This window comes from Nocardia harenae NBRC 108248, assembly GCF_001612885.1.
GTDB lineage: Bacteria > Actinomycetota > Actinomycetes > Mycobacteriales > Mycobacteriaceae > Nocardia > Nocardia harenae.
Window position 1 is genome coordinate 431681 of record NZ_BDBH01000001.1, and the last position, 22919, is coordinate 454599.

At 74.7% G+C, this 22919-nt stretch carries 2 protein-coding genes; both read right to left on the reverse strand.

The window, feature by feature from the left end; translation table 11 throughout:
* Positions 1 to 162: 162 nt before the first annotated feature.
* Entirely contained in the window at positions 163 to 12249 is a 12087-nt protein-coding gene (locus NH2_RS01675; protein ID WP_245650375.1) for a non-ribosomal peptide synthetase, read from the reverse strand.
* A gap of 365 nt (positions 12250 to 12614) precedes the next feature.
* Positions 12615 to 22889 (reverse strand): non-ribosomal peptide synthetase, encoded by a 10275-nt coding sequence (locus tag NH2_RS01680; RefSeq protein WP_439951728.1) that lies wholly within the window; start codon positions 22887 to 22889, stop codon positions 12615 to 12617.
* Positions 22890 to 22919: the final 30 nt, after the last annotated feature.

The following is a 22919-nucleotide window of genomic DNA, read 5'->3' on the forward strand; positions in this document are numbered from 1 at the left end:
GGGCACAGCCGGGCGGCGTCCGCGCGGCGCGGGCTCCACGGGGGAGCCGCGCTCCGGGCACTCGGCCCAGCTGGCGGACGCTGCGCACTCCAGGGTGCAGGGCATCCGCACAGCATCGCAAGGAAGCCGCGCGAGATGCAGTTCACAGCGCCGGGCGTGGCGCTATTTGTCGAGGATTTCGGTCAATCGGGGTGCGATGCGGGCAAGGGCCTCCGGGGTGGTCATGAGCAGGTGCGAGGTGTCGACGGGGTGGTCGACGACGGGGGTATCGGTGTAGGGCTGCCATTCGGCGGGGTCGACGAGTGCACCGCCGGGATCCAGCCGGGTGGCGCGGAAGAACTCGATCCGGCCGCGGAAGACGCCGAAGTCGTGCCGGCCGGCCAGCTCGACCACGGTCATGGCACCGCGGTAGATGCGCCGCAGCCGGGCGGCGTCGAGCGCCGCCAGCTCGGCGGGGATCGCCGCGGCCAGCGCCTCCAGTGCCGCGTCGCTCAGATCGCCCAGGTCTTCCTCGGGCGGCAGGGCCTCCGGCGCGATCCCGACCTCGGCGAAGGCCGAGCGCACCGCCCGCCGGAAGTCGGCGAAGTCCACCGCGGGCGTGCCGTCGAGCACGGCGAGCAGCTCGACCTGCGCGCCCTCCCGCTGCAGCCGCACCGCGGCGGCGTGCGCGAGCACCCCGCCGATCGACCAGCCGAGCAGCCGGTACGGCCCCTCCGGCCGCACCTTCCTGATCTCCGTGATGTAGCGGGTGACGAAGTCGTCGAGCGAGTCCGGGTGCCAGTCCGGCTCGGTGAGCGCGGGGGTCTGGAGCCCGAAGACCGGCTGGCCGGGGTGGAGGAAGCGGGTGAGTCCGGCGAAGCTCCAGGCCAGGCCGGTGTAGGGGTGGAAGCAGAAGAGCGGCGGTTCACCACCGGTGCGGCGGAGGGGAAGCAGCACGCCCATGGCGGCGTCGCCGCCGGAGTGCGCCGCGACGACCAGGGCGGCGAGCCCCGCCACGGTCGGCTCGTCGAAGAAGGCGGCGACCCGCACCTCGGTTCCGGTGCGCTCACGCAGCCGGGCGACCACCCGGGTGGCGATCAGCGAGTTACCGCCCAGCTCGAAGAAGTCGTCGTCGGCGCCGACCCGCTCGGCGCCGAGCACCTCGGCGAAGACCGCGGCCACGGTCTCCTCGGCCGGGGTGGCCGGGGCGCGGAACTCGCGGGTGGCGTAGACCGGGGCGGGCAGCGCGCGGCGGTCGAGCTTGCCGTTGACGGTGAGCGGGATCGAGTCGACCGGGACGAAGGCCGATGGCACCATGTAGCCGGGCAGCACCTCGGCGAGGCCGGTGCGCAGCGCGCCGGGGTCGACGGCGGGGGCGACCACGTAGGCGACGATCGTGGCATCGCCGGGCCGGTCGGTGCGCACCACCGCCGCGGCCTGCGCGACCCCGTCCTGCCGCAGCAGCGCCGCCTCGATCTCGCCCAGCTCGATGCGGAAGCCGCGCACCTTGACCTGGTCGTCGGCGCGGCCGAGGTACTCCAGCTCGCCGGTTCGGCGCCTGCGGGCGCGGTCGCCGGAGCGATACCGCCTGGTGCCGTCCGGCCCGGCGACGAAGCGGGCGGCGGTGAGGCCGGGCCGGCCGAGGTAGCCGCGCGCGAGCTGGCCGCCGCCGACGTACATCTCCCCTGCGACCCCGATCGGCACCGGCCGCAGCCGGTCGTCCAGCAGCCGCACGTCCAGGCCGGGGATGGCCCGGCCGATGACGCTGCCCCCGCCGGCCTCGACCGTGGCAGCGTCGAGCGGGCGGTAGGTCACGTGCACCGTGGTCTCGGTGATGCCGTACATGTTCACCAGCCGGGGCGCGCGGTCGCCGTGCCTGGCGACCCAGCCCGCGAGGCGGCGCGGTTCGAGCGCCTCGCCGCCGAAGATCACATACCGCAGGGGCAGTGCTCCCGCGCTCGCCCGCTCGGCCTCGGCGAGCTGGTAGAAGGCGGACGGCGTCTGGTTGAGCACCGTCACCCGCCGCGCGCGCAGCAGCTCCAGGAACTGCTCCGGCGAGCGGGCGGTTGCCTGGTCGACCACGACCAGCTCGCCGCCGAAGGCCAGCGCGCCCCACAGCTCCCAGACCGAGAAGTCGAAGGCGAAGGAGTGGAACAGGGTCCAGACGTCGTCCGGGCCGAAGCCGAAGTCCGCGGCGGTATTCGCCAGCAACCGGGCCACGTTCCGGTGTGGCACCGCCACGCCCTTGGGGCGGCCGGTGGAGCCGGAGGTGTAGATGACGTACGCGGTGCCGTCGGGGTGCGGCGCGGTGCCGGTGAGCGACTCGGCATCGCCCCCCTCCAGGTCGTCGGCCTCGACCACGGGAAGCCCAGGCGGCAGCTCGATTTCGGTGCCCGGCGCGAGCAGGACGCTCGCCGGGCGTGCGTCGGCGAGCACGTAGGCGATGCGCTCGGCCGGGTAGGCCGGGTCGATCGGCACGTACCCCGCCCCGGCCTTGAGCACCGCGAGCAGCGCGACCACCAGCTCGGTCGAGCGCGGGAGCAGCACCGCGACCAGCGTCTCCGGGCCCGCTCCGGCGGCGGCGAGCCGCCGGGCCAGCACGGTGGAGCGCCGGTCCAGCTCGGCGTAGGTCAGCGTGCCCGCGCCGTCCGTCACCGCCGCCCGCGGCCCGTGCGCCGCCACCGCGGCGGCGAAGAGCGCGGGCAGGGTGCCACCGGGGTCGGCGGGGGCCGCGGCGACCTCGGCGCTCAGCGCCAGGTCGCGGTCGTCGAGCAGGTCGATATCGCCGGTCGGCGCCCCGGCATCGGCGACGACGGCGCGCAGCACCCGCAGGTACCGCTCGGCGAAGGTCGCCACGGTGGCGGCGTCGAAGAGGTCGGTGGCGTAGTTGACGCCGAGCGCGATACCGCCGGTGCCAGGCAGTTCGGTCAGGGTCCAGTGCAGGTCGAACTTGGCGACGTGGGTGTCCGCCGCCAGCCCGGCGATGGTCAGCCCCGGCAGCGCGAACTCCGCGGCGGGCAGGTCGGCCAGCGAGAGCGCGACCTGGAACAGCGGGTGCCTGGCCTGCGAGCGCGGCGGGTCGAGCACCTCGACCAGCCGCTCGAAGGGCACGTCGGCGTGCGCGAAGGCCGCGAGGTCGGTGTCCCTGACCCGGCGCAGCACGGCCTCGAAGGAGTCCTGTCCGGCCACCGGGGTGCGCAGCACGAGAGTATTGACGAACATGCCGATCAGGTCGTCCAGCTCGGCCTCGCCGCGGCCGGCCACCGGGGTGCCGATGGCGATGTCGCCGCTGCCGGAGAGCCGCGCCAGCAGCACCGCGAGCGCGGCCTGGGCGACCATGAAGAGCGTCGCGGAGTGGTCGGCGGCGAGGTCGAGCAGCGCGCGGTGCAGCGCGGCGTCGATGACGACGCTGTGCCCGGCCCCGGCGAAGCCGGCGGACTCCGGGCGCGGCCGGTCCAGCGGCAGCTCCAGCTCGACCGGCAGCCCGGCCAGCGCGCTCCGCCAGTACCCGAGCTGCACCGCGGCCGGGCTCGACGGGTCGCTCTCGGCGCCGAGCAGCTCCCGCTGCCAGAGGCTGAAATCCGCGTACTGCACCGGCAGCGGCGCCCACTCCGGCGCCGTTCCCGCCGCCCTCGCCGCGTAGGCCACCATGACATCGCGGGTCAACGGCCCCACCGACCAGCCGTCGGCGGCGATGTGGTGCGCCACGAAGACCAGCACGAACTCGTCCGCGCCCGCGACACGGAAGAGCGCGACCCGCAGCGGCACCTCCGCCGTCACGTCGAACCCGGCGGTGACCGCGGCCGCCACCCGCCCCGGCAGCTCGTCGGGGGTCACCTCCGACACCGGAAGCCCGGCACCGATGGCCCGCTCGACCTCGAGCACCCGCTGCACCGGGCCGTCCGCGGTCTCCGGGTAGACGGTCCGCAGCACCTCGTGCCGCCGCACCAGATCGGTGATCGCCGCGTCCAGCGCGGCGATATCGAGCTCGCCGGTGAGCCGGACCGCGATCGGCACGTTGTACACCGCGGACTCGGGGTCGAAGCGGTTCAGGAACCACATGCGCTGCTGCGCGAGCGAGAGCGGAATCCGCTCCGGGCGCTCCCGCGCGACCAGGGCGGGGCGGGAACCCGTTCCCGCCGCCCGCTCCAGCACCGCGGCCAGCTCGGCGACGGTCGCGGCCTCGAACAGCCTGCGGACCAGCACCCTGGAATTCAGCGCGGCGCCGAGCCGGGCGGCCACCCGGGTGGCGAGCAGCGAATTGCCGCCGAGCGCGAAGAAGTCGTCGTCCAGCCCGACCCGCTGCACGCCGAGCACCTCGGCGAAGACCTCGGCGACGGTCTGCTCGATCGGCGTGCGCGGGGCGCGGAAGGCGCTGCCGGAGCCGAAGACCGGCTCCGGCAGCGCCTTGCGGTCCAGCTTGCCGACCGTGGTGAGCGGCAGCCGGTCCAGCACCATGACGGCGGCCGGGACCATGTAGCCGGGCAGCGTCTCGCGCAGGTGCGCGGTCAGCTCACCGGTGTCGACGGTGCGGCCGCGCGCGGCGACCACGTAGGAGACCAGGTTCGCCACCCCGGACCGGCCACGGTGCCCGACGGTGACCGCGAAGTCCACGCTCGGGTGGCGGGCCAGCGCGGTATCGATCTCGCCGAGCTCGATCCGGAAGCCGCGGATCTTGACCTGGAAGTCGGAGCGGCCCACGTACTCGACCTCGCCGGAGCGGGTCCAGCGCACCACGTCGCCGGTGCGGTACATGCGCTCGCCGCCGCGGTACGGGTTGGCGACGAAGCGGCAGGCGGTGAGCCCCGGCCGCGCGTGGTAGCCGCGGGCCAGCTGCACCCCGGCGATGTACAGCTCGCCGGAGACGCCGACCGGCACCGGCTGCAGCCGCGCGTTCAGCACCAGCGAGTGGGTGCCGTCCTGCGGCCCGCCGATGGTCACCGTCCCGCCGGGCAGCAGCGGCCCGCTGGTATTGCTGCACACCGTGGTCTCGGTGGGGCCGTAGCCGTTGTGGTAGGCGCGCACGGTGCCGTCGGCAAGCGGCACCGCCCAGCGGGCGATGAGCTCGGGCGGGCTGGCCTCGCCCCCGGCGATCACCACCCGCAGCGTGTTCAGCCCGGACGGGTCGAAGGTGGCGAGCGCGGCGGGCGGGATGACGGCGTGCGTCACCCGCTGTTCGCGGATCAGCTCGGCGAGCTCCTCGCCGCCGTACACGCTCTGCGGCACCACCACCAGCGTGCCGCCGCGCAGCAGCGCGAGGAGGAGCTCGATCAGCGAGGCGTCGAACGAGGGCGAGGCGAAGTGCAGCGCCCGGGTCCGCGCGCTCGGTCGGAAGCGCCGGTCCAGGTCGGCGGCGTAGTTCGCGAGCGCCCGGTGGCTCACCACGACGCCCTTGGGGCGCCCGGTGGAGCCGGAGGTGTAGATGATGTGCACGGGGTGGTCGGGGTGCAGCGGGACCCGCCGGTCGGCATCGGTGACCGGGGCGCCGCCGAAGCCGCTGGTGTCCAGGTCTTCCAGCACCAGCCACCAGGTGGTGCCGGGCAGCTCCGCGCGCACGCCGCGCGTGGTGAGCCCGATCCGGGCGCCGGAGTCGGCGATCATGAAGGCGATCCGGTCGACCGGGTTCCTGGAGTCGATGGGCAGGAAGGCCGCGCCGGTCCTGGAGACGGCCGCGAGCGCGACCACCGATTCGATCGAGCGCGGAATCGCCAGCGCCACCACGTCCTCGGCGCCGATACCGGCCGCTGTCAGCAGCCGGGCCAGCCGGTTCGCGCGCTCGTTCAGCTCCGAGTAGGTCACATTCCGCCTCTCGAAGACCACCGCGTGCGCGGCGGGCGCACCGGAGGTGCCGAGCTCGGGCAGCAGCCGCGGCGCGGGCGGCGCCGGGCACGCGCGGGACACCAGGTCGGCGCGCTCGGCGGGGTCGAGCAGCTCGACCGAGCCGACCGGCGCCTCGGCGTCGGCTACCACCGCGGCGAGCACCCGGACGAACCGCTCGCCGAAGGAGCGCACGGTCTCGGCGTCGAACAGGTCGGTCGCGTAGATCACCGAGCCCGCGATGCCGCCCGGCGCGCCCGCGCCCGCGCGCCGCTCCTGCAGCGTCCACTGCAGGTCGAACTTGGCGGGCTGCGCGGGCGGCTCGATGCCGGTGACCCGGAGGCCGGGCAGCTCGAACTCGGTCATCGGCGCGTTGACCAGCGTCAGCGCGGTCTGGAAGAGCGGGTGCCTCGCCTGCGAGCGCGGCGGGTCGAGCACCTCGACCAGCCGCTCGAACGGCACGTCGGCGTGCGCGAAGGCGGCGAGGTCGGTCTCCTTCACCCGGCGCAGCAGCGCGCCGAAGCCGTCCTCGGGGGCCACCGCCGTGCGCAGCACCAGGGTATTGACGAACATGCCGATGAGGTCGTCCAGCTCGGGCTCGCCGCGCCCGGCCACCGGGGTGCCGATGGCGATGTCGTCGCCGCCGGAGAGCTGGGCGAGCAGCACGGCGAGCCCGGCCTGCAGCACCATGAAGAGCGTGGCGTTGTGCTCGGAAGCGAGCAGCCGGAGGCCGCGGTGCAGCTCCTCGGGGATCTCGAAATCCAGGCTCGCCCCGGCGAATTGCGAGACGCTCGGCCGCGGCCGGTCGGTGGGCAGCGCCAGCTCGTCCGGCAGCCCGGCCAGCGCCGCCCGCCAGTACCCGGTCTGCTGGGCGAGCAGGCCGGCCGGATCGTCCTCGGCGCCGAGCAGCTCGCGTTGCCAGACACTGAAATCGGCGTACTGCACCGGCAGCGGCGCCCACTCCGGCGCGGCTCCGGCCGAGCGCGCGGCGTACGCCACCATGAGATCGCGGGTGAGCGGCCCCACCGACCAGCCGTCGGCGGCGATGTGGTGCGCCACGAAGACCAGCACGAACTCGGCGGTCCCCGCCACCTCGAAGAGCGCGACCCGCAGCGGCACCTCGGTGGTGACATCGAAACCGGCGGTGACGATCCCGGCCACCCGGCCCGCGACCTCGGCGGGCCGCACCGCCACCGGGTAGAGCCCGCTCACCGCGGCGTCGGCGGGCAGCACCCGCTGCACCGGGCCCGCCGCGGTCTCCGGGTAGACGGTGCGCAGCACCTCGTGCCTGGCGACCAGGTCGCGCACAGCCAGCGCCAGTGCGGCGGTATCGAGGTCGCCGCTGAGCCGGACCGCGATGGGGATGTTGTAGACCGCGGCTCCCGGATCGAAGCGATTCAGGAACCACATCCGCTGCTGGGCCAGCGAGAGCGGTACCGGGTCGGGGCGCGGCCCGGCGGTCAGGGCTGGGCGACCGCCGCTGCCCGCGTGCCGCTCGGCGCGGGCGGCGAGCGCGGCCACGCTGCCCGCCTCGAAGAGCGCGCGCACCGGCAGCGTGGTGTCGAGCGCGGCGCCGAGCCGGGCCACCACCTGGGTGGCGAGCAGCGAATTGCCGCCGAGCTCGAAGAAGTCGTCGTCCAGCCCGACCCGCTCCAGCCGCAGCACCTCCGCGAAGACCCCGGCCACCGTCTCCTCGACCGGAGTCACCGGCGCGCGGAACTCCCGCGCCCGGAAAGCCGGTACCGGCAGCGCCTTCCGATCGAGCTTCCCGGACGGGTTGAGCGGGAGCCGCAGCAGCACGGTGACCACCGCGGGCACCATGTACCCGGGGATCGCGCCGCGCACCGCGTCCCGCACGGTGTCGCCGTCCAGTTCGCGGCCGGGCACGGGAGTCACATACCCGGCCAGGAACTGGCCGACGTCGCCGTCGGCCACCAGCACCACCGCCTGCGCGACGCCGGGCACGCCGCGCAGCGCCGCCTCGATCTCGCCGAGCTCGATGCGCTGGCCGCGGAACTTGACCTGGAAGTCGGCGCGCCCCGCGTAGACCAGCTCGCCGTCGGTATGCCGGGTCACCAGGTCGCCGGTGCGGTAGAGGCGGGTCCCCGCGCCGAACGGGTCGGCGACGAAGCGCTCCGCGGTCAGCTCGGGGCGGCCCGCGTAGCCGCGCGCCAGCTGCGCGCCGCCCAGGTAGAGCTCGCCGCGCACGCCGGGCGGCACCGGCCGCAGCCGCGCGTCGAGCACGTGCGCGGCGCTGTTCCACTCCGGCGCGCCGATCGGCACCACCGCGGTGTCACGGTCGGTGACCGGGTGCGCGGTGATCGAGACCGCGGCCTCGGTCGGGCCGTACAGGTTGTGCAGGCGGGCCCGGCTCACCCGCCGGAAGGCCGCCACCGTCTCCGGGTGCAGCGCCTCGCCGATGACGAGGACGTCGCGCAGCCCGGCCAGCTCCTCCGGCCGCGCGTGCTGGGCGAAGACCGCGAGCAGCGAGGGCACGAAATCGGTGACGGTGACGCCGTGCCGCCCGATCAGCTCCGCGATGTAGCGGGCATCGCGCTGCCCGCCGTCGGCCGCGAGCACCATGCGCGCCCCCGCCGCGAGCGGCGCGAAGAACCCCCAGATGGCGAGGTCGAAGGTGGGCGCGGTCTTCTGCAGGTAGCCGTCGTCCGGGCCGATGCCGTACTCGGCCACCAGCCAGGCGATCTGGTTGGCGGCGGCGCCGTGCGGCACCGTCACGCCCTTGGGCTGCCCGGTGGAGCCCGAGGTGAAGAGCGTGTAGGCCGGGTGCCGCCCGTCCGGCACGGTGTCCATCGGCAGCGGGTCGGCGGGGTACCCCGCGGCGTCGGTCACGGTCAGGCGGGTGGTCCGCGGGTCGACCGCGACCGGGAGTTCCGCGCCGGGCGCGGTGATCAGTACCGCGGGGCTGGTGGTGTCGAGGATGTGCCGCACCCGGTCGGCCGGGTGCCCCGGGTCGAGCGGCACGAAGACGCCACCGGCCCGCAGCACCCCGAGCATGGCGGTGACCAGCTCGGGGCCGCGCGGCAGCGCAAGCACCACCGGGATCTCCGGGCCGACGCCGGCGGCGCGCAGCAGCCGGGCCACCCGGTTCGCCCCGGCCGACAGCTCGCCGTAGCTGATCTCGCCGAACTCCCCGGCCAGCGCGACAGCCCCCGGCGCGGCGGCCGCGCGCTCGTCGAAGCCCTGGTGCAGCAGGGTCCAGCGCACCGGGTGCGCGGTCTCGTTCCAGGCGAGGGCATTCCGCTGCTCGTCGGCGTCGAGCAGCGGGATGTCGCCGACCGGGATGCCTGGGTCGGCGAGCACCGCGTCCAGCAGCCGGAGGAAGCGGCGCACCAGCCGCTCGACGGTCTCGCGGTCGTAGAGCGCGGTGGCGTAGGTGAGCACACCGGAGATTCCCGCGGGTGCGCCGTCGGCCGCGTACTCGTCGCTCACCACCAGGTGCAGGTCGAACTGGGACAGCTCGATATCCAGGTCGAGCCCGGAGAGTGTGAGCCCGGGCAGCTCGAACTCGGTGGTGCCGAAGTTCTGGAACGAGAGCCCGACTTGAAAGAGCGGGTGTCTGCTCTGCGAGCGGGCCGGGTCGAGCACCTCGACCAGCCGCTCGAACGGCACGTCGGCATGGGCGAAGGCCTGGATGTCGCGCTCCCGCTGCCGGGCGAGCACCGCATCGAAGCGGTCGCCGGGCGCCAGCCGGGTGCGCAGTACCAGGGTGTTCACGAACATGCCGATGAGGTCGTCGAGAACGGCGTCGCCGCGGCCCGCGATCGGGGTGCCCACCGCGACGTCGCCGGTGCCTGCCAGCCGGGCGAGCAGCACGGCGAACGCGGTGTGCAGCGCCATGAAGAGCGTCGCGCCCTCGCGCTTGGCCAGCTCGGTCAGCGCGCGATGGGTCGCGGCCGGGATCTCGACCGGCACCGAGCTGCCCGCGACGGACTGCACCGGCGGCCGCGGCCGATCGGTCGGCAGCTCCAGCTGGTCCGGCAGGTCGGCGAGTTCGGTGTGCCAGTAGGCGATGTGCGCAGCGGCGACCGAGCCCGGGTCGTCCTCGGCGCCGAGGAGCTCGCGCTGCCAGATGCTGTAGTCGGCGTACTGCACCGGCAGCGGCGGCAGGCCCGGCTCCGCGCCGGCGGCGCGGGCGACGTAGGCCGCCATGAGATCCCTGGTCAGCGGGGCGATCGAGGAGCCGTCGGCGCTGACGTGGTGAATCGCCATGGCCAGCACCCACTCGTCCGCGCCGAGCTCGAACAGCGCGACCCGCAGCGGCACCTCGGCGGTGACGTCGAAGGGGGCGGCGATCAGCTCGGCCAGCGCGGCGGGCACCTCCGCAGCGGCCACCGCGCGCACCGCGGGCTCCGGCACCGCGGTCGCGGGCAGTACCACCTGCACCGGCCCCGACTCGGTCTCCGGGTACACCGTGCGCAGCACCTCGTGCCGCCGCACCACATCCGCGATGGCCTCGGTCAGCGCCGCGGCCCGCACCTCGCCGCGCAGCCGCACCGCGACCGGGATGGTGTACGCCGCGGACCCGCCGTCGAAGCGGTTCAGGAACCACATGCGCTGCTGCGCGGGCGAGAGCGGAATCCGGGCCGGCCGCGGCCGCGCGGTGAGGGCGGGGCGGGCGCCGCGGCCGGCGAGCCGCTCCGCCGCGGCCGCCAGCCCGGCCACGGTGCTGTGCTCGAAGAGCGCCCGCGCCGGAATCCTGGTGTCCAGCTCGACGCCGACTCGCGCCGCGACCTGGGTGGCGAGCAGCGAGTTCCCGCCCAGCTCGAAGAAGTCGTCGTCCAGCCCGATCCCGTCGGTGCCGAGCACCGCCGCGATCACCCCGGCGACCACCCGCTGCGCCGGCGTCTCCGGGGCGCGGTACGCGCGGTGCTCGAGCACCGGCGCGGGCAGCGCGGCCCGGTCCAGCTTGCCGACCGGAGTCAGCGGAATGGCGTCGAGCACCACGATGGCGGTCGGCACCATGTGCGCGGGCAGCCGGGACTCGGCCCACGCCGTCAGCTCGGGCACATCGATGGCGGCGCCGGAGGCCGCGTGCACGTAGGCGACGAGCACGGTGGCTCCGGTCGGCTGCGCGACCCCGGTGGTCACCGCGAAGTCGACCGACCCGTGCGCGGCGAGCACCGCGTCGATCTCGCCGAGCTCGATCCGGAAGCCGCGAATCTTCACCTGGAAGTCGTTGCGCCCCAGGTACTCGACATCTCCCGAGGCGAGCCTGCGCACCAGGTCGCCGGTGCGGTAGAGCCGGGAGCCGTTCTCCTCGAACGGGTTCGCCACGAAGCGCGCCGCGGTGAGGGCGGGCCGCGCGTGGTAGCCGCGGGCCAGCTGCGCACCGGTGATATACAGCTCGCCGACCACGCCGTCCGGCACCGGGCCGAGCCGCTCGTCCAGCACGTACTCCAGCACCCGCCGGATCGGTGCCCCGATGGACACCGTTTCGCCCGGCACCAGCGGGCCGCTGATATTGGTCATGATGGTGGTCTCGGTGGGGCCGTAGCCGTTGTAGAACTCGCGGAACCGGCCGTTGCCGCGCGGCCGCACCCAGCGCCGCACCAGCTCCGGCGGGCACGCCTCGCCGCCCGCCACCACCACGCGCAGCTCGTCCAGGCCGGTGGGGTCGAGCGAGGCGAGCACCGCCGGGGTGATGAAGGCGTGCGTCACCCGCTCCCGCCGCAGCAGCCGGGCCAGCTCGTCTCCGCCGACGATCGCCGGGTCGGCCACCACCATGGTCGCGGCGCCGCCCAGCGCGAGCAGCAGCTCCAGCACCGAGGCGTCGAAGGAGGGCGAGGCGAAGTGCAGCGTCCGCGATTCGGCGCCGACCCGGTACCGCTCGTGCTGCTCGGCGCAGAAGCCCTCGAGCCCGGCCTGGGTGACCACGACGCCCTTGGGGCGGCCGGTGGAGCCCGAGGTGTAGATGACGTAGGCAGCGTCGGCCGCGCGCAGGTAGCGCGGGCGGTCGGCGGACAAGACGGGCTCCAGCGAGAAGCGCTGCGCCGCCGCGGTATCGATGGCGAGCCACTCGACCTCGCCGGGGAGCGCGGCGCGCTCGGCGGTCACGGTGAGTCCGAGCACCGCGCCCGAGTCGCGCACCATGTACGCCACCCGGTCGCTCGGGTAGCGCGGGTCGACCGGGACGAACCCGGCCCCGGTCTTGGCCACCGCCCAGACCGCGAGCACCGACTCCGGCGAGCGCGGGATGCCGATCGCCACCAGGTCGCCGGGGCCGATGCCGCGGTCAAGCAGCAGCCGGGCCAGCCGGTTGGAGCGCTCGTCGAGTTCGGCGTAGCCGAGGCTGCCGTAGCTCCGGTCCGCGCCGGCGAAGACCACGGCGGTGCCGGTCGGGTTGGCCTCGACCGCGGCGGCCATGAGCTGCGGCAGCGCGACCAGCCGGGCGCGGCGGGTCCGGGTGGGCCTTGTTCTGGTCGAGCTGGTCACGGGCGGCACCCCCCGGCGATCGAGCTTTTCAGTCGCACACCAACCAGCAACACGATTACCCGCCCATCGTCGAAGAGCACTGCACCCACCGGAGTCCCCACACGAGCTAGCGGCGATGAACATTCACTATCGCCGCGATGACGCTCGCGAAGTATTCCTACCCGGAGTTCGCCACATCATGCGGGGATAAAACGCCTGATCGAACCCTCGACCGAGGCCGACCGCCCTCAAGGGTGCCGTTTTCCGCACCGAAAGCGCAAGCCGGCCCTGGAGACAGGGGTCACTCGAACAGCCGACTTGCTATCTCGCTCACAGCCGATCAGGATGCAGATGCGCTCTCAGCCAGCGAGCGCCCGGCTACCGGTTCAGCGACGATCCAGCAGCCGGTTCAGCTGCGGCCCGATCTCGGCGAGCGCGCGCGGCTCGGCCATCAGATCGTGCGTGGCATCGACCGGCCGGTCGACGACCTCGCCCTCCACATACGGCAACCAGGCCTCGGCCGCGCCGGGCCGTGGCTCGACGGCGGCGCTGAAGTACTGCAGCGCACCGCGAAACACTGCCGGCCGGTACCGGTTGATCAGTTCGGCGGAGCGCACCGCGTTGCGGTAGATGCGCCGCACCCGCTCGGGGGTGAGCACCGCGGCCTCGGCGGGCACCGCCGCGTGCAGCAGCGCGAGCGCCTCGTCCGGCAGTTCGGCGAGGTCGTGGCCGGGGTCGTCGGGGAGCGCGCCGAGCACCGCGTCGTCGATGCCGAGTTCGCCGAGCGCGGCGCGCAGCGCCGAGCGGAAATCGGAGAGGTCGATCTCGTGGTGGCTGTCCAGCATGGCGAGCAGCGCGACCTCCTCGCCCTCGGCCTGCAGCGTGGTCGCGATGGCGTGCGCGACGATGCCGCCGAGCGACCAGCCGAGCAGGTGATACGGCCCGTGCGGCTGCACCGCGCGGATCTCGGCCAGGTACCGCTCGGCGATCTCCGGCAGCGATGCGGCCAGGTAGCCGTCCTCGGTGAGCGCGGGCGACTGGATGCCGAGCAGCGGCCGGTCCGGGTCGATGTGCGCGGCGAGCCCGGCGTAGCTCCAGGCCAGGCCGTACATGGGGTGCAGGCAGAAGAGCGGCTCCCTGCTCCCGGTGCCGCGCAGCGGGAGCAGCACGCCGAGCGCGGCGTCCGAATCGTGCTCGGGCTCGTCCTCGCCCGCGGAGACCGCGCGCACCCGGGTGGTGACCGCGGCGACCGTGGCATCGGCGAAGAGCCACTGCACCCGGACGTCGACGCCGGTGACCGCGCGCAGCCGCGCCACCAGCCTGGTGGCGAGCAGCGAGTTCCCGCCGAGCTCGAAGAAGTCGTCGTCCATCCCGGCCCGCGGCAGCTCGAGCACCTCGGCGAAGAGCCCGGCCACGGTCTGCTCCAGCGGCGAGAGCGCCGCCCGGTACGGCCGGGCGGAGAGCTCGGGCTCGGGCAGCGCCCTGCGGTCCAGCTTGCCGCTGGCATTGAGCGGCATGGCGTCGAGCACCACCAGCGCCGACGGCACCATGTACGAGGGCAGCGACGCCCGCGCGTGCGCGAGCACCGCGCGCCGCGGGTCGCCCGCGTCCGGCTCGGGCACCAGGTAGCCGACCAAGCGGTCGCCGGTCTCGGCGCGCACCAGCGTCACCACGGCCTGCCGCACGGCGGGGTGGCCGAGCAGCACGCTCTCGATCTCGCCCAGCTCGATCCGCTGGCCGCGCAGCTTCACCTGGAAGTCGCTGCGGCCCAGGTACTCCAGCACCGGCGCGCCGTCGCCGCCCGGACGCCAGCGCACCACGTCGCCGGTGCGGTAGAGCCGCCGCCCGCCGCCGTGCGCCACGAAACGCTCCGCGGTCAGCCCCGGCGCTCCCGCGTAGCCACGCGCGAGCTGCACGCCCGCGAGGTACAGCTCGCCCGCGGCGCCGAAGGGCACCGGCGCCAGCTGCCGATCCAGCACCAGCGCCTCGGTATTCGCCACCGGCGCGCCGATCGGGATGCCGCCGCGCCGCACCCGGCCGCGCACCGCGTAGGCGGTGACCACGGTGGCCTCGGCCGGGCCGTACCAGTTCACCAGGTGGGCGTCGGGCAGCAGCTCGGCGCAGCGGGCCGCCAGCTCCGCGCTCAACGCCTCGCCCGCGGCGAAGACCCAGCGCAGCGCGGGCAGCTCGGCCTGCGGCAGCGCGGCCAGCTCGTCCAGGAAGGCCGCCAGCATGGACGGCACGAAGTGCACCGCGGTGACCCGCCGCTCGGTGACCTCGCGCAGCAGGTAGGCGGGGTCGCGGTGGCCGTCCGGCTCGGCGATCACCACCGTCGCCCCGGTCTGCAGCGGCCAGAACAGCTCCCAGGTGGAGATGTCGAAGGTGATCGGGGTCTTGTGCAGCACCAGGTCGCCCGCGCCGTGCGGGTAGCTCCACTGCGCCCAGCGGAACTGGTTCACCATCTGCCGGTGTGTGATCACCACGCCCTTGGGGCGGCCGGTGGAGCCCGAGGTGTAGATGACGTAGGCGGCGCCGTCCGGCAGCGCGGGGGCAGGCGGCGGATCGGCCTGCAGGGATTCCGGGTCCGGCAGCCAGAGCGAGTCCAGCTCGACCACCTCGACCTCGCTCGCGGTGGTGAAGCCGTCCCTCGCGGTGGTGAGCACGCAGAGCGGGGCCGCGCTGGTGAGCACGTGCTCGCTGCGCTCGGCGGGGTGGTCCGGGTCGATCGGGACGTAGGCGGCGCCGGTGCGCAGCACCGCGTAGATCGAGGCGACCAGCTCCAGCGAGCGGCGCATGGCGATGCCGACCAGGCTGCCTGGGCCGATCCCGCGCTCGGTGAACACCTGGGCCAGCGCGCGGGCGAGCAGGTCGAGCTCGCTGTAGCTGAGCCTGGTGTCCTCGTAGACCACCGCGGGCAGGTCGGGGGTGCGGGCCACCTGCGCGTCGAAGAGCGTGAGCAGGGTGGCCTCGTCCAGGAACTCCGGCACCTCGGTGGCGTTCGCCGCGGCCAGCGCGGCGCGCTCGGCGTCGGTCAGCAGGTCCACCTCGGCGACCCGCGCGGTGCGGTCGCGCGCGAAGCGGTCGATGACCGCGGCGAAACGCTCGGCCAGCAGCGCGGCGGCGGCGTCGTCCACCACCTCCCTGCGGTGCTTGAGCGTCACCTGCAGCTGCCTGCCCGGCACCACCATGACGGTGATCGGGTAGTGCGTGTTGTTGACGACGTCGACCCCGGCCAGGTGCATGCCGTCGATCCCGCCCGGCTGCTCCAGCCCGGCGCGCTCCAGCGCGGCCTTGTCGATCGGGAACGACTCGAAGACCACGAGGGTGTCGAAGAGCGGCTCGACCCCGGCGAGCTCCTGGATCTCGGCCAGCCCCACGTGGTGGTGGTCGAGCAGCGCGGCCTGCTCCAGCTGCAGCGTGCGCAGCAGCCCGGCCAGGGTGGCCTCCGGCCGCAGCCGGACCCGCACCGGCACGGTGTTCACGAACAGCCCGACCAGCGTCTCGACCCCGGGCAGCTGCGGCGGGCGGCCGGAGACGGTGGCGCCGAACACCACGTCGTCGCGGTCGGTGCTGCGCCCGATGAGCAGCGCCCACGCCGCCTGCACCACGGTGTTCACCGTGACCCCGAGCTCGGCGGCGAGCCTGCTCAGCGTCTCGGAGCGGGGCACCGAGAGGGTGAACCCGGCCTCGCCCATCCCGGCCTCGCCGGGCCCGGACTCCGGGAGCGAGGGGACCAGCGCGGTGGGTTCGTCGATCCCGCTCAGCGCGGCCTGCCAGGCGGTGCGCGCGGCGCCGCGGTCCTGCGCGGCGAGCCAGAGCAGGTAGTCGCGGTACGAGCCGATGGGCTCGCCCAGCGGCCGCCGCACCCGCCCGACCAGCGCGTACACCGTGAGCAGGTCGCGGAGCAGCAGCGGCATGGACCAGCCGTCCACCAGGATGTGGTGCGCGGTCACCAGCAGCTGGTGCCGCTCGGCGGCGGTGCGGATCAGGGTGAAGCGCAGCATCGGCGCCGCGTGCATGTCGAACGGGGTGGCCAGGTCGTTGGCGACCACCCGGACCCGCGCGGCCTCGGCCGGGCGCTCGGCCAGGTGCCCGAGGTCGACGAAGCGCCAGGGCAGCCGGACCGCGTCCAGCACCACCTGCACCGGCTCGCCCGCGCCGTCCTCGGCGAAGGCGACCCGCAGGTTCGGGTAGCGGACCAGCACCAGCTCGGCGGCGGCGCGCAGCCGGGTGGCGTCGACCGGCCCGGTAAGGTGCAGCCCGAACTGCATGGCGTAGGCGTCCACCGAGCCCGCGGCGAGCAGCGCGTGGAAGAGCATGCCCGACTGCAGCGGCGTCACCGGCCAGACATCGGCCAGCTCGGGATAGCCCCTGGTGAGCTGGTCGACATCGCGCTGGGTCAGCTGGACCAGCGGGAAGTCGGACGGGGTGTGGCCGCCCGCCTCCGGGTGCCTGCCGTGCTCGGCGAGCCCGCCGAGCGCGCGCACCCAGCGCTCGGCGAAGGTCTGCACGTCGGGCAGGTCGAGCACCGCGGCGGCGTAGTCGAACCGGGCGACCAGCCCGTCCGGGGTGGCATCCACGGTGAGGTCGAGCACCAGGTCGTCGACGGGCGAGTCCACCCGCACCCGGGCCGGGCGCAGGTCGCGGTAGCGCAGCCCGAGCAGGCCGCGGTCCAGCCGGGCGATCTCGCCCGCGGTGGCCGGGTTGGCGTGCCGGAGCAGCCCGTACCCCACACCGCCCGCGGGCACCGCGCGGCACATCTCCTTGACCCGGCCGAGCGCGACGCCCGCGGCCGGGCCACCGTCCAGCACCTCGGCGAAGTCGATCCCGGTGAGCCGCAGCGCGAGCGGGTAGGTGGTGGTGAAGGCGGCGACGAAATCCGCGGCGGCGGTGCCCGACCCGCTGAAGTCGGCGGGGTCGCCGGTCCTGGCGTCGGCGGTGAGCCGGACGACGGTGCCGATCTGCTCCGGCGCGGTGGGGTCGGCGAGCGCCAGCGCCAGCGCGGTGAGCAGCACCTCCTCGACGGTCGCGTGGTAGGCGTCGGCCACGGCGGCCACCGCGCCCGCGGCCTCCCTGGTGATCCGAGCCGAGAGCCTGCCGCGAATGCGCAGATCGCCGGGGTACAGGCGGCCGCCGCGCGGTACCGCGGCGCGCCACCACTCCAGCTCGGCCAGGGTGGCCGGGGCGGCGGCGCGGGCCGCGAGCGCGCGCACCAGCCCGCTCGCCCCGCTCCCGGTGACGGCGGGCGCGGCGTGCCCGCCGGACCACGCCGCGCTGAGCTCGTCCACCACGATCCGCCAGGCGGCATCATCGATCACCAGACCATTGGCGACCACCAGCAGCGTGCCGCCCCGATCCGGCTGCGCCGGGGTGATCAGCACGAATCTGGCATTGGCCCCGGTGGCCGGATCCAGCTGCGCGGCAACGGCCTCCACCACCTGGTCGTACTCGCCGGGCTCCACCTCGGCGGCGTCGAGCAGCCAGTACGCCTCGCCGACGCGGTCGGCGGGCGGCACCAGCTCGAAGGCGGGCTCGTCCTCCTCGGTGCGCACCAGCCGGGCGGAGAGCATGGGGTGCCTGGCCAGCACGCCGTCGGCGGCGGCCCAGACCCGGTCGGTGGGGGTGCCGACCGGCACGTCCAGCTCGATGGCGCGCAGCTCGATTCCCGCGCGGGCGTCGGCGAGCAGCCGCAGCCCGTCCGGGGTGAGCGGGAGCAGGCCGTCGTCCGGCGGCTCGGCGGTCGCGGCGGCGGCCAGCGCGGCGACGGTGCGGTGCTCGAACACCTCGCGCGGGCTGATCGTCACGCCGCGGGCGCGGGCCCGCGCCACCACCTGGATGGAGGCGATGGAATCGCCGCCGAGCGCGAAGAAATCGTCGTCCGCGCCGACCCGCTCCACCCCGAGCAGCTCGGTGAAGACCTCGGCGAGCACCTGCTCGGCCTGGCCGTCGGGGGCGCGGAAGACGGCCTGCTCGGCCTGCGGCTCGGGCAGCGCGGCCCGGTCCAGCTTGCCGTTCACGGTCAGTGGCAGCGCGTCGAGCAGCACGAAGGCGGCGGGCACCATGTAGCTGGGCAGCCGGGCGGCGAGCGCGGTGCGCACCCGGTCGACATCGGGTTCGGCGCCGACCAGGTAGGCCACCAGCCGCTCGCCGGTGCCGTCCGGGCCCGGCTTGGCCAGCACGGCGACCTGCGCCACGTCCGGCTGCTCCAGCAGCGCGGCCTCGATCTCGCCCAGCTCGATCCGGAAGCCGCGCACCTTCACCTGGAAGTCGGCGCGGCCGCGGTACTCCAGCTCGCCGAGCGGGTTCCAGGCGGCCAGGTCGCCGGTGCGGTACATCCGGTCGCCCGCGCGGAACGGGCTGGCCACGAAGCGATCCGCGGTCAGATCCGGCCTGCCGAAGTAGCCGCGGGCGAGCTGCGCCCCGGCCAGGTACAGCTCCCCCGCCACCCCCATGGGCACCGGGTTGAGCCGCGGGTCCAGCACGTACACCTGGCAGTTCCACTCCGGGTCGCCGATCGAGACGGCGTGCTGGTCGGCGCTGGTCACCCGGTGCGAGGTGATGGAGACGGCGGCCTCGGTCGGGCCGTACAGGTTGAACAGCTCCGCCGCCGGGTTGGCCCGGCGGAAGCGCTGCGCCACCGCCGCGGGCAGCGCCTCGCCGATGGCGAGCACCCGGCGCAGCGAGGCGGGCAGCGTGCCGTCGGCCTCGGTGAGCAGCGCGTCCAGCATGGAGGGGACCACGTGCAGCGTGCTCACCTTCTCCCCGGCCATGAGCTCGTTCAGGTAGCTCGGATCGCGGTGCCCGTCGGCGTCCGCGATCACCAGCGATCCGCCGCACACCACCGCCGACCAGAACTCCCACACCGAGAGGTCGAAGGTGGCGGCGGTCTTGAGCAGCACCGCGTCCTCGGCGCCGAGCCGGAACTCCGCGCGCTTCCAGAGCAGCTGGTTGACGATGGCGGAGTGCGGCACCGCGACGCCCTTGGGGCGGCCGGTGGAGCCGGAGGTGAAGATGACGTAGGCGGTGTTCGCCGGGTGCAGCGGCGCGCGCCGCTCGGCATCGGTCAGCTGCCCGTCGTCGTAGCCGTCGAGGCGCAGGTCGTCCAGGACGAGCACCGGGACGTCGGCGGCGGTGAAACCGGTGGCCAGGTCGGTGAGGACGCAGATCGGGGCCGCCGTGGTCAGGATGTGGCCGGTGCGCTGGGCGGGCTGCGCGGGGTCGAGCGGCACGTAGGCGCCGCCCGCCACCGCGACCGCGTACATGGCGACGACCAGCTCCACCGAGCGCGGCAGCGCGAGCGCCACCCTGGTCTCCGGCCCGACGCCGAGCGAGATCAGGTGCCTGGCCAGCCGATTCACCCGCGCGCCGAGCGCGGCGTAGTCGAGCGTGCCGCCCGCGGGGCCGACGAGCGCGGTGGCGGCCGGGTGCCCGGCGACGGCGGCGTCGAGCAGCGAGACCAGCGTGGCCGCCGGGTCCACCGGGTGCGCGGTGGCGTTGCGGGCCAGCAGCAGCCGGTCCCGCTCGTGCTGCTGCAGCAGCGGCAGGTCGCCGACCGGCGTCTCCGGCGCCTGCGCGACGGCGCGCAGCACCCGCACGAAGCGGTCGACGAAGCCGCGCACGGTGAACTCGTCGAAGAGCGCGGTGGCGTAGGTGACGACGCCGCCGATCCCGGTGGGCGCGCCGTCCTCGTCATACCCGTCGCCGATCATCCAGTGCAGGTCGAACTGGGAGATGGCGGTCTCGAAGTCGACCCCGGAGACGGTGAGCCCGGGCAGCTCCAGCGTGGTCGGCGCCAGGTTCTGGAAGGAGAGGCCGAGCTGGAAGAGCGGGTGCCGCGCGGTCGAGCGCTCCGGGTTGAGCACCTCCACCAGCCGCTCGAAGGGCACGTCGGCGTGCGCGAAGACCTGGATGTCGGTGTCGCGCTGACGCTTCAGCAGGTCGGTGAAGGGCGCGCCGAGGTCGAGCCTGGTACGGAACACCAGGGTGTTCACGAACATGCCGATGAGCTGCTCCAGCGCCACCTCGTCGCGGCCGGCGACGGGCGTGCCGACGGCGACGTCGTTCGTCCCGGAGAGCCGCCCGGCCCAGACCGCGAGCGCGGTGTGCACCACCATGAAGAGCGTGGCGCCGTTGGCCCTGGCGAGTTCGCCGAGCGCGCGGTGCGTCTCGGCGTCGATCCGCACCTCGACCATGCCGCCCGCGTAGGACTGCACGGCCGGGCGCGGGCGGTCGGCGGGCAGCTCGATCTGGTCGGGCAGCCCGGCCAGCTCGTCCTGCCAGAAGGCGATCTGCCGCGCCGCCAGCGAGTCCGGGTCGCTCTCGCTGCCGAGCAGCTCCTGCTGCCACAGGCTGTAGTCGGCGTACTGCACCGGCAGCGGGGCCCACTCCGGGGCGGCGCCGCCCGCGCGCGCCACGTACGCCGTCACCAGGTCGCGGGTGAGCGGGCCGATGGAGGAGCCGTCGGCGGTGATGTGGTGCACCACCATGGCCAGCGCGTGCTCGGTCGGCGGCAGCCCGTCGGCCTGCCGCACCGCCAGCAGCGCCACCCGCACCGGCACCTCGGCGGTGACGTCGAAGAGCGTGCCGATCACCTCGCCGACCGCGTCGGCCAGCTGCTCCGGGGCCACGGTGCGGTACTCCACCTCGGGCACCGACTGCGCCACCGGAAGCACCACCTGCACCGGGCCGTCCTCGGTCTGCGGGTAGAGCGTGCGCAGCACCTCGTGCCTGGCGGCCAGGTCGGCGACGGCGGCGCGCAGCGCGGCCACGTCGAGCTCGCCGCTGAACCGCACCGCGATCGGGATGTTGTAGGCGGTGGACTCCGGGTCGAAGCGGTTCAGGAACCACATGCGGCGCTGCGCCGGGGAGAGCGGGATGCGGTCCGGCCGCGGCCCGCCGGTGAGCGCCAGCCGCTCCGGGTTCTCGGTGAACTCGACCAGCCGCAGCGCCAGCCCGGCCACGGTCGGCGCCTCGAAGAGCGTCGGCACCGGAATCCTGGTCTCCAGCGCGGCATTCAGCCTGGCGATCACCTGGGTGGCGATCAGCGAATTGCCGCCGAGCTCGAAGAAGTCGTCGTCGGCGCCGATCTCCGCGGCGCGCAGCAGCTCCGCGAAGACGCCAGCGACCAGCTCCTCCAGCCTGCCCGCCGGCGCGCGGAACTCCCTGGCGGCGAAGACCGGGGCGGGCAGCGCCCTGCGGTCCAGCTTGCCGCCGGGGGTGAGCGGGATGTCGTCGAGCACCACGATCGCCGCGGGCACCATGTGCGCGGGCAGCCGCTGCCCGGCCGCGGCGGTCAGCGCGGCGGTGTCCACCTCGTGGCCGCTCGCGGCGCGCACGTAGGAGACGAGAACCGTTGCGCCGCTGTCCAGCTCGTGCCCCACGGTGGCGGCGAAATGCACCGCGTCCTGCTCGGTGAGCACCGCGTCGATCTCGCCGAGCTCGATCCGGAAGCCGCGGATCTTCACCTGGAAGTCGTTGCGGCCCAGGTACTCCAGCTCGCCACCGTTCGCGCCGCGCACCACGTCGCCGGTGCGGTAGAGCCGGGAACCGGGGGCGCCGAGCGGGTCGGCGACGAAGCGGGTGGCGGTGAGGCCGGGTCGGCCGTGGTAGCCGCGGGCCAGCGCGGCGCCGGCCAGGTAGAGCTCGCCCGCCACCCGGTCCGGCACCGGCATGAGCCTGGCGTCCAGCACGTGCGCCGCGATGCCGCGGATGGGCGCGCCGATGGTCACCGGCTCGCCGGGCAGCATGGGGGCGCTGATATTGGTGGCGACGGTGGCCTCGGTCGGGCCGTAGGCGTTGTAGAACTGGCGCAGCGCGCCGTCCGGCAGCGGGGTGACCCAGCGCCGCACGAGATCCGGCGGGCAGGCCTCGCCGCCGGTCACCACCACCCGCAGCGCGTCCAGCCCGGCCGGGTCGACCGAGGCGAGCGCGGCCGGGGTGACGAAGGCGTGGGTGACCCGCTCGCGGCGCAGCACCTCGGCCAGCTCGGCGCCGCCGAAGACCTCCGGCGCGACCACCACCATGGTCGCGCCGCCGCCGAGCGCGAGCAGCAGCTCCAGCACCGAGGCGTCGAACGAGGGCGAGGCGAAGTGCAGGGTGCGGGCCGCGGCGTCCACCCGGTACCGCTCGCGCTGCTCGGCACAGAATCCGGCCAGCCCGGCCTGGGTCACCACCACCCCCTTCGGCAGCCCGGTGGAGCCCGAGGTGTAGATGGCGTAGGCGGGGTGCTCGGCGCGGACCGGGCGCACCCGGTCGGCCTGGGTCACCGCGTCGGCGGCCAGGTGTTCCAGCTCGGCCACGGTGGCGGGGTCGTCGAGGACCAGCCACTCGGTGTCGTCGGGGAGCGCGGTGCGCGCCGAGGCGACGGTGAGCCCGAGCACCGCGCCGGAGTCGGTGAGCATGTGCCGCACCCGGTCGGCCGGGTAGTTCGGGTCCACCGGGACGAAACCGGCCCCGGTCTTGGCCACCGACCAGACCGCGAGCACCGACTCCACCGAGCGCCGGATCCCCACCGCGACCAGGTTTTCCGGGCCGATGCCGCGCGCGATCAGCAGCCGGGCCAGCCGGCTGGAGCGCGCGTCCAGCTCGGCGTAGCCGAGTGGCGTGCCGCTCTCCTCCGCCGTCGCGAAGACCAGCGCCGTGCCCTCCGGGTTCGCCTCCACCGCGGTCGCGAGCAACTGCGGCAGCGTGAC